This window comes from Clostridium tunisiense TJ, assembly GCF_000300195.1.
GTDB classification, from domain to species: Bacteria; Bacillota; Clostridia; order Clostridiales; family Clostridiaceae; genus Clostridium_J; species Clostridium_J tunisiense.
The window spans coordinates 1-14,675 of sequence record NZ_AMQH01000015.1 but is presented as its reverse complement, the minus strand read 5'-3'; the positions used below and the strand labels follow the sequence as shown (position 1 = coordinate 14,675).

The window sequence follows — 14,675 nt, the reverse complement described above, 5'->3', positions numbered from 1 at the left end:
TTACTAACCTAATATACTTAACAAATTCATTAAAAAACACATAGTTAAAACTTATCACTAGTATTTGAACCTTTGGGTAAGCTATTATATTAAGTTTTAGTGTATTCAATTACATAAATAAGCAAATAACAAAACTACTCTTCTAATATCCCTGCCTTTTCATATAAAGAATAAAAATGGTTAGTAGGCCCAACACCTTTTCCTAATTCTATTGAATGCTTAATAGCTAAAGTTATATACTCCTTTGAGTTTTTTAAGGCAGTTTTTATATCTTGTCCTTTTCCTAAATTAGCGGTAATGGAAGAGGAAAGAGTACAACCTGTACCATGAGTATTTTTAGTATCTATCCTGTCCATCTCATAAAAAGTAAATTCTTCTCCATCATAGAGAACATCTACCGCTCTATCTGGTAAATGACCACCCTTAATAAGTACATTTTTAACTCCCATTTTATAAATTTCTCTTGCAGCAACCTTCATATCTTCTAAAGTTTCAATCTTCCTTCCTGTAATTGCTTCAGCTTCTGGAAGATTTGGAGTGATTAATTTTGCTAATGGTATTAATTCTTTAATTAAAGTAACCTTTGCTTCAGGTTTAAGCAAATCATATCCACTTTTTGAAATCATTACAGGGTCTACTACAACATTAGGTGGATTATACTGCTTAATTTTCTTACCTATTGTCTTAATAGTTTCTATTTGCGATACCATACCAATCTTAACTCCATGGACTTCTATATCTTGAAAAATGGCATCAATTTGAGCCTCAATTATTTCAGGATTAATATCTTGAACTGCAAAAACTCCCTGAGTGTTTTGAGCAGTTATAGCTGTAATAGCGCTCATGCCATAAACTCCATGAGCTGAGAAAGTCTTCAGATCAGCCTGTATTCCAGCTCCTCCGCAAGAATCTGACCCTGCTATAGTTAATAAATTTTTCATAATACCCCTCCGTTCCATTTCTATGCTATACGATTGCTATCTTCGATAATAAATTTTCTTGAATTAAAAATTTTTCTACACACAATGTAAAGTGTAGATACAATTATCATTACTGGTACTGTAGCTCCTAAAACAAAATCCAATTTAACAAAGCCATAATAGCATCCTACTCCAACTATCCAATTTAAGAGTGCTACTGGATCAACTTTAATTGATTTCTCTAACTTTCTCTTCAAAATAAAATAATCAGTTAACACTATAGAAAACAGTGGTGCAAATACAGATCCTATAGCATATAAAAAACTTTCATAGGTTTCAATTGGAAAGAACAAGGCTAACCCAAACCCAATGATAGTCATGGAAATTGCCACAGACTTTTCTTTAAACTTATTCGTTATGCTTAAAAATGAAACTCCTGCTGAATATGCATCTAAAAAAGTGGTGGTAACTGTTGATAGTACTACTACTCCTAAAGCTATAACTCCTAAGTTAACACCTAATAAAATTGTACCTATGTCAGAATTTCCAATAACAATAGCAGCACCTAGTCCAATGATATACATAAAGGAACTTCCTAAAAAATATCCTAAGAAACTTCCTATAGCATCCTTTTTGACGCTTGTACCTTGTCTAGTATAATCCGCTGCAAGTGGTAACCAGGATAGTGGCATAACTGCTGAAATTTCTATTGCTGCACCAAAAGACATTGCTCCTTCTACTGTTTTATTTAATTCAGCTGGGTTCTTAAATATAAAATATGCAACAAATAACATTAAGCCTAAAAGTAAAGTTACTGCTACTCCATTTACATATTTAATACCCTTATTACCATGCCAAATCCAAAGAATTACAAGAACCCCAATAAATGCTGACCAAATTATATTATTATTAAACTGCCATAGCTCTACTGAAATTGCATTTAAAGAAGATGAAGCTGATTTAATCATAACTGCTGTCCATCCAACCAACTGGAGAACATTTAATATACCAAAAAGCTTCTTTCCATATATTCCAAAGGACTTTTCTGTTGAATTAATGGCTGATACTTTTTCCTTACTTCCAATAATTCCTCCTAACACAAAAATAAAAGTTCCTAAAAAATGTCCAATTAAAATAGCCAAAACCCCTTTTTTAAAACCTAGTGGTGCAATAAGACCTCCACTAAAAATCTCTGCTATTGATATAGCTGCACCAAACCACAATGTGAAAAATGATAAACTTCCTAGCTTTACTTCCATTTTTTCCATACTAAAGCCTCCTAAAAATAATTATTTATTGATTTTTATTGATTTTGTTTAACCAAACTGAGAAGAGATTTTTTTAACATAGCCTTATTCGTTTTTTTAAATCATTTACATCTGCTCTTATTTTTAACTTGTTAATCAAAGAGCTTTGTTCTAATACTTTCTGAATAGGACTTCAAGCACGCTTCTTAAGTTTAGTTAGGTAACAACCATCTCGGGCTTATTACTAGTGGAAAACTTGCACTATCAAATAATATGGATTGTAGCTATTAAAATAAAAAAAGCATAAACCCATAGGTTTATGCTCAAATTACACTTTGATAATTTATAGCAATGCTAAAAAATAGCTTTGCCACGCAACTTCCCTACGCTAGTATTACCTAGATCAGGTTAAAGGGTCAAAGAATTAAGGTTCTTAATCTCAGCCAGCCTATCTGGCCCCCCTAGTTATATTTAGTTTTACAGTGATATTATACCATAAGTTTTCTAAGATACATATAAACAAAAAAAATTATCTTCACATTTATAAGTCTTTGTATACCAAATGAACACTGTAGCCTATATAAATACGGTGCCCACTTTACTAACTTAACTTCCCTTAACTTTATTGACTTTGAAGCTTATTTACCTATCCTATCCTTATTCTCAAGTATTACACTTGCGAATTCCTCAACAATTTCAGGATCAAATTGCGTTCCACTACATCTTCTCAGTTCTTCTACTCCTTCTTCATAGGTCTTTCTCTTGTTATATGGCCTATTAGAAGTCATAGCATCAAAACTATCAACAACAGTTAATATCCTTACAAGGTAAGGTATCTCCTCACCTTTCAAGTTATGTGGATATCCTTTACCGTCATATCTTTCATGATGATATAGGATCAAAGGTGAAATATATTCAAGAGAATCCACTGGTTTTATTATTTCCACGCCATTAGCTGAGTGTTGTTTTAATATATTCCATTCCTCATTTGTTAAAGGCATTTTTTTATTTAATATATCCTCTGATATATTTATCTTACCTATATCATGCATATAAGCTCCATATATAAGAGTTTTTTTATCATCTTCACTTAACCCTAATTTATCTGCAATTAATCTACAGTAAACTACAACTCTTTCAACATGTCCATAGGTATACTTGTCCTTGGCATTTATAACACTTATAAGAGTTTTTATAGAGGTAACTAAATCTATATGCTTTTCTTCAATATCTTGTTTTAACTCATCTAATATAGATGTATATATTTCTACTCTATTCTTATTAAAAAACTTGGCTCTATATAATGCATCATCAGCACTTTTTATCAAATCAATATCACTTTTAGCTTTGTCGGGAAAAACAGATATTCCTACAGAAACTGTAAGTTTCCCATTAGGCTGATTTTCTTCACCTTCAAAATAAGTAGTCTCTATATTCCTTCTTATGTGTTCTCCAATTTTAATTACTTCGTTTTCATTTGTATTAGGTAGTATTAGAGCGAACTCTTCTCCACCGTATCTAGCTACTATATCCTCTGGTCTTGAAATTTTCTTTAATAAAATCCCTATATTTTTAAGCACTTCATCTCCCTTTTGATGTCCATAAAGATCATTATAATGCTTAAAATAATCTATATCCATAATTATCATCGAAATAGGTTGATTATACCTTTCTGATAATATTATTTTCTCTCTTAATGTATCATGAAAATATCTATGATTATATAATCCAGTAAGTCCATCTTTATTAGCTTGAATTGTAAGCATTTCAATATGCTCACCTTCAATTTTTACATAAAAACCTAGTGTCCATGCAGTAAGAATAAAAATCCCCACTAGGATTAGGTCATTTTCAAAATATAGATTTACTTGTCCTGGAGTTGTACCAATCAAATCTATTCCTAGTATAATGACTGATGAAACAAAAGCAGTCGTCATACCTTGCCTCATGCCAGATTGTATTGTTGTTGTAATTATTATAAATAAAAATAAAAATTTATAACTGCTATTATAGCCTCCCGTGATAAGTATAGAAATAAAAAATATAATAATGAATAAAGCTATTTCAACTAATTGTGCCTTTCTCATAAATTTTAAATCAGCTCTTCTTACTGTAGAAAAGGCCCAAATACTATATATCAATGCAATCAATAGTGTAATTGTTACAGCTGATAGTAATATAAAATAACTACTTCCAAGATTAATTTGCGAACCTTTTTGACCTAGAAAACACCTCAGCAGGGCTATTCCAGAGAATAAAAGAGATGATAGCTTAACTACGGATAATATTTCATTTACCTTTTTTTGTTTTAACTCTTCAAGTATTTTCATATTTGCTATACCTCATTAATTTTACTAAACTTTGTTTTTATAAAATAATATGAAGTCGGATAAACCGACTCCATATTACTCTTCACTTAAACATTTTGGCTCTTCTGGTTGATAAAAATACCAAGTACAAGCTGATGTTGCTACTGTAGTAGCCATAAGAGTTGTTATTGTAGCTATTAAAGCTAAGAATTTTTTGTTTAATTTTTTCATTTTAATTCTCCCCCCTATTGTGATAATTTATGAGTAAAAAGTGCATCTATTTTTTTCATTATAAAATGCCCATAAGTCGTAAGTGTAAATACCTGCCACAGTACTCCAATATATATACATGAATAATATTTTATGAAGTTCCTGTCACCAGTGTAACTATACATAACAAGACTTATAATTACAATAATCAAATAGGCAGTTAAAATTATAATAGAGCCCTTTCTCATCCGTTTTCTTTTCGCTTCTTTCTTTATAGGCTTAGCTGGACTATCCACTGGTGCTAATTTATAAACTGTATAATAACTCCATATAAAAATTAGCGAACCTACAATTATATTTAAATTTAAATTAATGTCATAACCAGTTAATACTTTTATTATAAACGCTTGTCCAATACATATGATTGTTCCAATAACTATGCATGCTCCTGAAGAGTTAGCATGAACTCCCCCAGAATATTTTCTTAGTATGCTTGTGGTAAAGGAAATTATCAAAGCCTCTATAAGTACATTAAAAACACTTCCAAATATTATTACTAAGGCTATAGATAAAATCATTTGTAGTAAAACAAACATTCCATATGTAATTACTTCCTTTTTATTTATATCAAGATTTAATTCTAAAGCAATCTTTTCCGCAAATACTCTAGATAATTTTTCCATACAAATCCACCTTAATTAACTTCTTTTTTTAATGATTATATAATAAGAAATTACTACAATACCAAAAATGATCATAGATGGAGCTCCATACAAGGTTTTTAGCTTAGGAATACTAAGTATATAATCCATATCTTGTTTGAATAAAAATTGAATAATAACAATATTAATTAGTTCACAAAAACTTTGGAGAAACATTGCAATAGCAACTGACCTTATACATTTCATTAAATCAATTTTGTTAACATTATAGAATAATATTACAAAAGCAAAAAGATTTAATATAGTATGTACCCCATAATGAATAGGTAAGTATCTTGTGAAAAAACCAATTGCAGCCATAATAATTCCAGATAACAAGAATCTTCTTATGTTAATAGGAGTTTTAGAAAATGTGTAGGTCGCAAAAACAAATAAAAATGCCTCTGGTATTCCTCTTATAAAGAATTCAAAAATAGTTAACTTTATCACGTTAAATTTCTCCTTTTACGTCCTTTGTATTTTATTCACATATTTTATTGAGCTATAAATAATTATAAATGCGAATAATCTAATTAAAATATCACCAATACTTATAATGCTATAGCCTACATCAAAAATATCCGTTAGAAATTTTAATTTAGTAGCCTCATTTCCTAATACATGTATATCTTTAATTTTATCAAAGGCTTCCTTAGTTGCATATCCTGTGTAATAAGATAATGTAGGAAATACAGGCATTTTCCCATTATTTGTAGTTATTGCGATATTATTCAATATAGTACCAATGAATATACATACTGATCCAATAATGGCACTAATATATTGCTTATGTTTTATAATTAAAAATATGAATGAGTAAAGATAAAGTTTCTTATATATGCTACTATATACTATGAAATCATAGTTGCCTAGAAAGATTGAAATTTGCATAAAAACATAAAATAGTTCAAATATTATTATCGGATATATCTCCCATGACTTAAATATTGGTTTAATATTGTATCCTTTTAATTTAGCAACTATAAATGCTATTAATATAGTTTCAAACATAGTTTTAACTCCTATCATAGTTTTTTAATACATAGTAGTTTTTATCTATAATTTTGCAAGATTACTTACTTTATTACATAAACTTTTAAAAACAAACTAATTTAGATAGCATACAAGTATATTAGTATATTTGACATGTTATTTCGATTATTTTTAGCAACTGAATTATATTTCTTGTAGTAAACTAATTGCATTTTTATTTTTTTTTAAAGCTAATTAAGCTTAGAATTAAATTGTTTTATTAATTACTATTCCATTATACCAATTTTTAAAGTTAATTCCATAGTTTGTCCTTAATTTTGTATGAATATTTTAAATTTAAATCTATCTTCACTTTCTGAAAGTACAGTTTTACATTTTCATGTCACACTTTTTCACAAATAATTATTCACATTTTTGTTGAATCCATATTTTTTACTTTATAATTTTCACACAATCAAAATTAAAATATATACATATTATATATAAACACAGTGGTTACTGAGGTGTTTTATGAATTTACTAATATTAGAAGAGCGTAGGCTTCTTAGATACAGTTTACTATTTCAATTATATAGAGATTTTTTCACCTATGGTTATGAAGTTTGCATAAGTATTGATTATCTAGTTCCAGAGGATTGTAGAAAAGAAATAATTGCTGCACTTTACTATATTTACTATAGAAAGTGGATTTTCTTTAATATTGAAAAGGATAAAACTGTTTCTGCTTATATTTTAGGACTTGGAATGGAAGAGGTAGAAGATTATCTTACTCAGGCTGGTCAACTAGTAATCTCGTCTTTGTCAGATAACTTGTTGAAACCAGTTGTTAAAAATAATGAAGTTAATGGAGGTGTAGCTAATGAACCTAGTAATTGATCCTTTATATGACAAAAATGCTACTTTTGTCGGTTGGCTAGTAGATCACGCGCATGTATTTAATGTAAATTTGCAATGGGTAGCTTATATTTTTAATGACTATGTTTGGTCAGTAAAAACCAGGAGATGGATTGGCGAGCTTCGTGGTACTAATTTACTTGATAGAGATGGAAAAGTTGTTGCTTGGAGCACTGACGGGCCTGTAATTGGTATTCTAGATCCTATTGACGCCCCAATAGATATCAGACCCCCTATTCCTCCAGTAGCTCCAATAATTGATGATATTCCTCTTTCTCCTGGATACGCTCCTGATCCAATAGGAGAATGGTCTTCACTCTCCTTCAATCAGTGGCTTAATCAACGGTAGGTATTAGTACTATGCTTCAAATTGAAAAAGAGTTAATTAGGCTTCAATTGCTATTAGAGCTTTATGAATACCAATTTTGCATTTGTAATTATAAAGATATCGAAAAGCAAGAGTATATACTACCTAAGGATGGAAGATGTGAGGTTGTATCGGCACTTTATTACCTTAGTGATAAGGGATTTATCAATGTAAAGGCTACTGATAAAGAAGATGTACTTATTATTTTTATAAGATCAAGAGGAATTGATGAAGTTGAGTTAAAAATAAGAAAAGCTACTACCGTAGCACTAGCATATAGTTACAATAGGTTACTAACGCCAAATTTTGACGATGTACCAGATGATTTAATTAGTAAAAATATAAAATATAAAGATTCTTACACTGATAATTCTGAGGATAAAAACAAAAAAAATAAAGATAAAGACGATAAAGATAAGAAGTAAAATAGTAAATGAAGACTAGAATTATAAAAAGCAATTCTAGTCTTCATTCTACTTATTTCTTAGGAATATCCATATTAGTAATTATTTAATCAACTTTCATAATTCTCATAGCATTTAAACTGCAATTAAAGTTACTCCTACATCTATAAATATACTTAGATAATGTTTAATTTATTTTAGTCTTCTGGAAAATATTTCACTTGCCCATTAGGTTCAATATAAATTCCATGACCTGCTTCAACATCATCCGTATACTGACCTATATACTTACCACCATCAGACCAAATATATATTCCATCTCCATGTTTTAAATCCTCTTTCCATTGCCCAGTATAACTTTCTCCATCTGGCCAAGTATATGTTCCGTATCCATGCTTTAAATCTTTACTCCATGAGCCAATATACTTTTCTCCACTATTCCATGTAAAGATTCCATCTCCGTCCATCATGTCATCTTTCCACTGTCCTACATATTTGCTTCCATCCTCATAAAAATAAGTTCCTTCTCCATGGGCTTTTCCATTTAATTTTTCTCCGACGTACTTGCCACCATGGATATGTTCAGTTTGTTTAACATTAATCTTAATTCCCTCAGCCTTATTTATTCCAAATTTCTTTATCTCCATAATATATTTCACCCTTACCTTTACAATGTAATTGAATATGATTTTCACTTTCATTATATTTGTATATTTTACTAGTGTCAATGTGTTTCTTATTAATAGTATATTTAAAATGTATTAATCAAGGACAATTTTTGTCTATTATTTTAACTTATCTATACTTTATCATGAATTTATACTAACCTTACTATAATAGTATTTCATGTTCTTTCATAGTATGTGTAGAGTCTTTATTTTCTAAACACTATCAAATGTGAAATAATCACTACCACTAATTGAATCCTGTTAACCCCCTGTAAATTTTATAGCTTTCCTACTTTACTACTATATCATCAACAAACTCATTGCAATTCTTACAATAATACTTAACTTCAACATCTGCTTCACACTTCTCATGCTTCACATTTTTATCACAACCATTTATATACTTATTTGACCAAATTATTATAGAATTAAATACATGTCTGAAATCGTGCCCCTTTTCTGTAAGTATATACTCATACCTAGGTGGATGCTCAGTATATAGTTCAGATTTTATAATTCCATTTTCTTCAAGGGTTTTCAATCTTTTAGATAATATATTCGTGGGTATAGGTGTAAGTGCTTCTTGTAGCTCCTTAAAGGTGCTTTTCCCATTTGAAACTCTATGCAAAACCAATAAGGTCCACTTATCTTCTACAATATTTAAAGTCTTTGCCAGATTGCACTTAAAGTCATAGTTTCCCTTCATATTAAACCATCTCCTGTAATACTAATTATTTTCTTAGGCTACACATATAAGTAACTAATTAAATAAATAATATTTAATTAGCTTATTAGTTGATACTTTTCCCCTTGATTAATTATAAGCTAAATTCCACACTTTCTATACAGAATTAAACTATTATTGTAACCCTTCTTTAATTACTGCCTCCATAACGTCCTTATCCATAGCTCCAGGTATATAATTAACTATTCTACCGTCTTTTCCAATAATATAAGTAGTAGGAAATGCATTAATAAAATAATCACTACTAAGTTTGCCGTCCTCATCAAAAACTACTGGGAAAGAATATCCTTCTTCTTTTAAAAACTTCTTTATACTAGCTACAGAGCCTTCTCTACCAATATTAGGCATAGCTACACCAAGAATTACAATCTCGTCTTTATTATTATTATACTTTTTATAAATCTCCTCTATATTAGGCATCTCCTCACGGCATGGAGGACACCAAGTTGCCCAAAAGTTTAAAAATATAACTTTTCCTTTATAGTCACTCAAACTATGAGTATTCCCATACTGATCTTTCAATTTAAAATCTGGAGCAATCAAGGGATCTTTTACTTCCTCATCACTCACTTTACCTTCTTCACTTATATCTTGTGTACTGTTTTCTGTGTTTATAGACGAATTCTTATCTTCATTACTATTTTGAGCATTTTCTTTACCTTCTTCACTAGTACTTTGAGATTCATCAACTTGAGCCTGATTTTCTACTACCTTTGAAGGATTTGAAAACATTTCATACATGTACCCTCGAACCTTATCTGCTCCCCCTAAAACCATGATAATCCCTGAAATTATTAAAATAACTCCTCCTACTTTCTTAATTTCATTCATATATTTCTTAATCTTATTTAAATATTTAATCATAGTTTTATAAAATGCTGCAAAAATTATAAAGGGCATAGTGAATCCTAGGGCATATACCAATATCATTAAGTTCCCTGCTAGCGCACTTTTAGCTCCTGATGCCATAATAAGTACAGATGCAAGCATCGGTCCTACGCAAGGTGTCCAACCAAAACTAAAGGTAAGTCCTAAAACATATGCTGTAACTGGATTCATGTTGTTAGTATTCATACTAAATCTTTTTTCCCTTTGTAGAAAAGGAATATTCAAATACCCCATATAAAAAAGCCCCATAAGGATTATTATAATACCACCAATCCTTATAATATCTTCTTTATTTGACAAGAAAAATTGACTTAGTGCATTAATTGATGCACCTAAAATGAAAAAGGTTGATGAAATCCCTAAAATAAATAAAACAGTATTTTTAAACAACGATGTTCTTACAAAGCTTAACTTTTTCCCTTCAAAGTCCATTTCAGAGCTATTGGAAAGAATGCTAATATACACTGGTAAAATTGGTACTATGCAAGGTGATAAGAAGGATAGCAATCCCTCTACAAAAACTAATAACAACTTTGAAAACTCCACTAAATAACCTCCTTTGTAATTGTTTTAATTATAGTATATCAAAGTTACTTCACTTTATAAAGTCACTTTTTAAAATAAAGTAACTTTATATTTTTATCTAATACTAAGCACTAAAAAAGTAAATATTACTTTTAATACATAAAAAATAGAACTAATAATATTGCTATTAGTTCTACAATAATTCAAACCTATTTTACTTGGATCACTTATCTTTTAACCTTCATAAAAATTTTTATCTTTTATTCCTTCTTTAATCTTTGTACACCTTCGCTATCAATATAAAATCCATCTTTATATAATAACTGATCTACTGTTACAAATTCATAACCCTTACTTTGAATTTCAGGAATAAGCCTTTCTAAATTTTCTGGAGTATATTTACCGTTATTATGAAATAGCAATATAGATCCTGGCTTTACATTTTTTATTACTCTATTATATTCTCTGTCTAGCCCTAGTTGTTTCCAATCTATACTATCTACATCCCATTGTATAGGTCTATACCCTAGTGAATTAGCTACTCTTACTCCATTTTCATTATAATGTCCGCTTGGAAATCTAAATAGTTCTGTCTTAACTCCAATAGTATCTTCTATTATTTTTTCAGCATCCTTTATTTCTTTAATCATTTTTTGTTCATTAATATTTTTAAAGTCAGCATGACTGTAACTATGATTTCCTATTTCATGACCTCTTTTATGAATTTCTTTTAACTTATCTACATTCTCATTATCGGGATAAACGATCCACCTTCCCATTATGAAAAATGTAGCTTTCACGTTATGCTTATCTAAAATATCTAAAATCTTATAAAGCTGCTCCTCATCTGCCCAATTTACATCAAAAGTTAAAGATATTTTCTTCTCTTCTGTTGCTACCCTATATATAGCTTCCTTTTTAAAATTATAATCCTTTTCTTGTAATTCTGTAAAATTTAAAGAGCTATAATATTTTTCTTCCATAGCCATTGCTGGGTAGCTTATACAGCTAGTTATTCCAATCAGTATTGCTAAACTACGTGTTACTATCTTCATCAACCGCAATGATTTTTTTTTAGTGAATTTCATCTTAAGTAAACTCATATTATCCTTCAGCTCCTTATCAATGATAGGATAGCATTAGAATTTAGCTATTGCTTATATTTATTCATAATCTTCTCTATACGTCTTAAATGATTATCATAGTCTTTGACAACAGCCTTAACTTCTTTCATAATGCTATGATCTAAGTTATTATTTTCTTCAATAAACTTTTCACCTTGATATATCCCCATTTCCATAGCTTTAATAGCTCTTTCACAAACCTCTAAATCAGTATTTACAGGGATAAGCTTTATTTTCTCAAAGAACTCTGCCATTGTTCCCATAACTCCAAGTGTATCAACAGCATTTCCATCTAGGTGTTCTATTCTATTTGTTATCGCTTCCTCATGAGTTTTAAAGGATTCTATAATATGAACAAGCTCTTCTCTTAGCTCCGTGTCCTCTGCCTTATCTAAATAATCCTTAAAAGTGGCTCCACCCATATGAATTCCTCTTAAAAACTTATTAGTACTTTTTATATCCATATTTGTTTCCATTTTAATATCACCTCAATTTATTTTTAGCTTTTATACTTTCGATTATGCTACTTTTTACAATTTTAAAATATAAAGTACCTTTCTTATGTTATATTTAACTTAAAGTTTCAAATCACCCCTACTACTTAGTTCTTTAATATCTTTTAATTTCAGTAATATAAAATCTAAATGAATCACTTAAATCCTTCCAAGTCATATTTTGTTAATTATTTATGTTAATAACTAAATCTCTGTATTCCTATAAGATTTTTGCTCCATTTATAGTTAATTGAAATTCACTATAAAGGAATTCTGCTGCCTTTCTGCATAAAATCATGCGATTTATAAATATCTCGAAATACTCCATAATGGAGCATATAGTTGGATCAATTACTAGGTCCAATTGTACAGTTCTTTCCTCTCCATCTACTCTTACAACTGCCTTTTCTACTGCATAATTAACCCTATCATGAATGTCAAAGGTGGAAAAGTCATTATTTCTTACTCTAGACCTTCTTACATCAGCTTTATCTCCTAGAATAAGTGCAGCAGAAATAGGGTTGATAGGATTTCCTGTTCCTTCATCATGATTTCCTATTGCAGCCACTACTAGAGCTATTTCTTTAGGCTCCATACCTAAAGTCTTTAAAACATTAAAACTAAGACAAGCTCCTGTCTGTGCATGTTCGTCCCTATTTACCATATTTCCAATGTCATGAATATATCCTGCAATTTTACCAAGCTCTACCTCTCGATCACTATATCCGAGTTCTTTTAATATTTCTCCAGCTGTATCTGCTACTTTTCCAACATGAGCAAAATCATGTTTTGTATAACCTATCACCCCAAGATGTTTGTCACCCATTTCAATGTAAGTCCTAAATTCTTCATTATTCTTAATATCCTCATAAGTAATTAATGGCATAGTTTCACATCCTTATAGTAAGTAATTAGTAGTTACTAAATAGATTTATTATTCTTTGTTTTTCTTATAGTTATTCCACTACTATTATTTTTTATAAACATTTTATAAATTTTCCTTAATCTCATTCCATATTTTTATATGCTTGTTCATTTATTTTATAATAATATCCTCTGCTACTTGACTTAAGCTACACTTATTACATATAAAAAAGCTAGCAAGAATTGAAACTTGCTAGCTTTTCATTGTAGTACCCTATATTAGTTAAAATAAAAATCCTTATCTATTAAAATTCTTATTTTTTTCTTTAAATTAAATATATTATAATAATTTCTCAGCTTACACCCTATAAACTCCTATAGGAAATCTCCACACTTTTTCATTAGTTTTAATATATTTATGGTTAAAATTATAGCTGCAACAAATATTGTTATAACATAAATCAAATTTATAAATGGAATAAAAATCACTATAAAAGCACCAATTACCGCTACTTGTAACCAAATAAATTGCACCCATCTATCTTCTGCTTCAAAACTTATTTCTTGTGCTCCTCGCTGAAGAGATAATTCCCTAATCCCCTGAAAAATATCATATACAAGGATTATGCTTATTACCAAGGAAGCAATGCCTATTAGTAAGTTAAAACCTAATATAGATCCTAAATTTACACTATTGATTGCTATTTTTCTTTCATAAATTGCTGGAATGGATAAAACTATCATTGGTATAGTTAAAATTTTAGCCCTTCTAAAATACTCGCTGCTTAAGGCAAGTGTTCCAAGCCCTATAAAAAATAATATATATCCAATTATATCTGGTAATATGTCAAAATGATTTATTCTAAAGTCTAGCATAGTAAAGAAAAATCCCCAATATAAATTATTAAAAGCATTTTTATACATTTTAAACCTCCACATATTGTTATTTTATTATATGAGAGATTATAGAAAGTGAGCACCCTATATGCTTTTTTATTTCCACACTTTTTCAAGAAATAATGACTTGTTTTTTATTTCAATAACATTTGTATCTTATGCTTAACTATTAATTTAAGAAAATAAATAGTTTATAATTCCTCAATATTACTCTTCTTTAATGGTTTATTATAACTTAAGCTTTTAATATTCCCTCTTAGTCTATACCATTATATGTTTTAGTAAAAATAAAAAAACACTAAGTAAATACTTAGTGTTTTTATTTATATGTATTATTCTTTCAAAATTGCACAGTGAAATTTGTCTTAGGTCAAGCCCTCGACTTATTAGTATTAGTCAGCTAAACATGTTACCATGCTTACACC

General features: G+C 29.3%; 17 protein-coding genes and 1 riboswitch. Of the genes, 3 read left to right on the top strand and 14 right to left on the bottom strand.

The annotated features are described in order from the left end of the window. Positions 1 to 134 precede the first annotated feature (134 nt). The 7 genes from thiD to C661_RS0115660 all read right to left on the bottom strand — a co-directional run bounded on the left by thiD (position 135) and on the right by C661_RS0115660 (position 6,398). Entirely contained in the window at positions 135 to 941 is an 807-nt protein-coding gene (gene thiD / locus C661_RS0115690) for a bifunctional hydroxymethylpyrimidine kinase/phosphomethylpyrimidine kinase (RefSeq protein ID WP_017416297.1), read from the bottom strand. A 20-nt stretch (positions 942 to 961) separates the two neighbouring features. After that, positions 962 to 2,188, bottom strand: coding sequence for a putative hydroxymethylpyrimidine transporter CytX (gene cytX, locus C661_RS0115685; RefSeq protein WP_017416296.1), 1,227 nt, complete (start codon positions 2,186 to 2,188; stop codon positions 962 to 964). Positions 2,189 to 2,530: 342 nt separating this feature from the next. After that, positions 2,531 to 2,640, bottom strand: a riboswitch (TPP riboswitch). Between the two features lie 165 nt (positions 2,641 to 2,805). Then, entirely contained in the window at positions 2,806 to 4,497 is a 1,692-nt protein-coding gene (locus C661_RS0115680) for a bifunctional diguanylate cyclase/phosphohydrolase (RefSeq protein ID WP_017416295.1), read from the bottom strand. Positions 4,498 to 4,572: 75 nt separating this feature from the next. Continuing rightward, complete coding sequence (locus tag C661_RS22140; RefSeq protein WP_017416294.1) at positions 4,573 to 4,707, bottom strand: cyclic lactone autoinducer peptide; 135 nt, start codon at positions 4,705 to 4,707, stop codon at positions 4,573 to 4,575. 14 nt (positions 4,708 to 4,721) lie between these two features. After that, positions 4,722 to 5,369: an accessory gene regulator ArgB-like protein gene (locus tag C661_RS0115670; RefSeq protein WP_017416293.1), complete on the bottom strand. Its 648-nt coding sequence runs from the start codon at positions 5,367 to 5,369 to the stop codon at positions 4,722 to 4,724. Positions 5,370 to 5,384: 15 nt separating this feature from the next. After that, on the bottom strand, positions 5,385 to 5,837 hold the full coding sequence (locus C661_RS0115665) for a hypothetical protein (RefSeq protein WP_017416292.1): 453 nt from the start codon (positions 5,835 to 5,837) through the stop codon (positions 5,385 to 5,387). A 15-nt stretch (positions 5,838 to 5,852) separates the two neighbouring features. Next, positions 5,853 to 6,398, bottom strand: coding sequence for a DUF5317 family protein (locus C661_RS0115660; RefSeq protein WP_017416291.1), 546 nt, complete (start codon positions 6,396 to 6,398; stop codon positions 5,853 to 5,855). A 492-nt stretch (positions 6,399 to 6,890) separates the two neighbouring features. On the opposite strand from C661_RS0115660, the gene C661_RS0115655 reads away from it, so the two are divergent. From C661_RS0115655 to C661_RS0115645, 3 genes are read left to right on the top strand one after another with little or no spacing between them, the layout of a single operon-like run. Then, positions 6,891 to 7,256 (top strand): hypothetical protein, encoded by a 366-nt coding sequence (locus C661_RS0115655; RefSeq protein WP_017416290.1) that lies wholly within the window; start codon positions 6,891 to 6,893, stop codon positions 7,254 to 7,256. Then, positions 7,240 to 7,623, top strand: coding sequence for a 4-fold beta flower protein (locus C661_RS0115650; protein WP_017416289.1), 384 nt, complete (start codon positions 7,240 to 7,242; stop codon positions 7,621 to 7,623). Before C661_RS0115655 ends, C661_RS0115650 begins: the two co-directional genes overlap by 17 nt. 11 nt (positions 7,624 to 7,634) lie before the next feature. Continuing rightward, on the top strand, positions 7,635 to 8,066 hold the full coding sequence (locus tag C661_RS0115645; RefSeq protein WP_017416288.1) for a hypothetical protein: 432 nt from the start codon (positions 7,635 to 7,637) through the stop codon (positions 8,064 to 8,066). A 176-nt stretch (positions 8,067 to 8,242) separates the two neighbouring features. Here C661_RS0115645 and C661_RS0115640 read toward each other — a convergent pair whose 3' ends face one another. The 7 genes from C661_RS0115640 to C661_RS0115610 form a co-directional block, all read right to left on the bottom strand. Then, positions 8,243 to 8,692 carry an MORN repeat-containing protein gene (locus C661_RS0115640; protein WP_017416287.1) on the bottom strand — a complete coding sequence of 150 codons (450 nt, stop codon included), beginning with the start codon at positions 8,690 to 8,692 and terminating at the stop codon, positions 8,243 to 8,245. Positions 8,693 to 9,002: 310 nt separating this feature from the next. Continuing rightward, entirely contained in the window at positions 9,003 to 9,419 is a 417-nt protein-coding gene (locus tag C661_RS0115635; RefSeq protein WP_017416286.1) for a winged helix-turn-helix transcriptional regulator, read from the bottom strand. A gap of 153 nt (positions 9,420 to 9,572) precedes the next feature. Then, the gene (locus C661_RS0115630) at positions 9,573 to 10,892 is read right to left on the bottom strand and encodes a cytochrome c biogenesis protein/redoxin (RefSeq protein WP_017416285.1); all 1,320 of its coding nucleotides are present in this window, start codon (positions 10,890 to 10,892) and stop codon (positions 9,573 to 9,575) included. A gap of 239 nt (positions 10,893 to 11,131) precedes the next feature. Next, the gene (gene pdaB, locus C661_RS0115625; RefSeq protein WP_017416284.1) at positions 11,132 to 11,974 is read right to left on the bottom strand and encodes a polysaccharide deacetylase family sporulation protein PdaB; all 843 of its coding nucleotides are present in this window, start codon (positions 11,972 to 11,974) and stop codon (positions 11,132 to 11,134) included. Positions 11,975 to 12,021: 47 nt separating this feature from the next. Next, complete coding sequence (locus C661_RS0115620) at positions 12,022 to 12,477, bottom strand: DUF2383 domain-containing protein (protein ID WP_026051084.1); 456 nt, start codon at positions 12,475 to 12,477, stop codon at positions 12,022 to 12,024. A gap of 232 nt (positions 12,478 to 12,709) precedes the next feature. Then, positions 12,710 to 13,375, bottom strand: a complete 666-nt coding sequence (locus C661_RS0115615; RefSeq protein ID WP_017416282.1) for an HD domain-containing protein — start codon at positions 13,373 to 13,375, stop codon at positions 12,710 to 12,712. Between the two features lie 353 nt (positions 13,376 to 13,728). After that, a complete protein-coding gene (locus tag C661_RS0115610; protein ID WP_017416281.1) occupies positions 13,729 to 14,277 on the bottom strand; it encodes a hypothetical protein in 549 nt (182 codons plus the stop codon). Between the last annotated feature and the right edge of the window lie 398 nt (positions 14,278 to 14,675).

Coding starts and splice junctions, on each gene's coding strand:
- thiD (WP_017416297.1), bottom strand. CDS start 941: ATGAAAAATTTATTAACTATAGCAGGGTCAGATTCTTGCGGAGGAGCT.
- cytX (WP_017416296.1), bottom strand. CDS start 2,188: ATGGAAAAAATGGAAGTAAAGCTAGGAAGTTTATCATTTTTCACATTG.
- C661_RS0115680 (WP_017416295.1), bottom strand. CDS start 4,497: ATGAAAATACTTGAAGAGTTAAAACAAAAAAAGGTAAATGAAATATTA.
- C661_RS22140 (WP_017416294.1), bottom strand. CDS start 4,707: ATGAAAAAATTAAACAAAAAATTCTTAGCTTTAATAGCTACAATAACA.
- C661_RS0115670 (WP_017416293.1), bottom strand. CDS start 5,369: ATGGAAAAATTATCTAGAGTATTTGCGGAAAAGATTGCTTTAGAATTA.
- C661_RS0115660 (WP_017416291.1), bottom strand. CDS start 6,398: ATGTTTGAAACTATATTAATAGCATTTATAGTTGCTAAATTAAAAGGA.
- C661_RS0115655 (WP_017416290.1), top strand. CDS start 6,891: ATGAATTTACTAATATTAGAAGAGCGTAGGCTTCTTAGATACAGTTTA.
- C661_RS0115650 (WP_017416289.1), top strand. CDS start 7,240: ATGAACCTAGTAATTGATCCTTTATATGACAAAAATGCTACTTTTGTC.
- C661_RS0115645 (WP_017416288.1), top strand. CDS start 7,635: ATGCTTCAAATTGAAAAAGAGTTAATTAGGCTTCAATTGCTATTAGAG.
- C661_RS0115640 (WP_017416287.1), bottom strand. CDS start 8,692: ATGGAGATAAAGAAATTTGGAATAAATAAGGCTGAGGGAATTAAGATT.
- C661_RS0115635 (WP_017416286.1), bottom strand. CDS start 9,419: ATGAAGGGAAACTATGACTTTAAGTGCAATCTGGCAAAGACTTTAAAT.
- pdaB (WP_017416284.1), bottom strand. CDS start 11,974: ATGAGTTTACTTAAGATGAAATTCACTAAAAAAAAATCATTGCGGTTG.
- C661_RS0115615 (WP_017416282.1), bottom strand. CDS start 13,375: ATGCCATTAATTACTTATGAGGATATTAAGAATAATGAAGAATTTAGG.
- C661_RS0115610 (WP_017416281.1), bottom strand. CDS start 14,277: ATGTATAAAAATGCTTTTAATAATTTATATTGGGGATTTTTCTTTACT.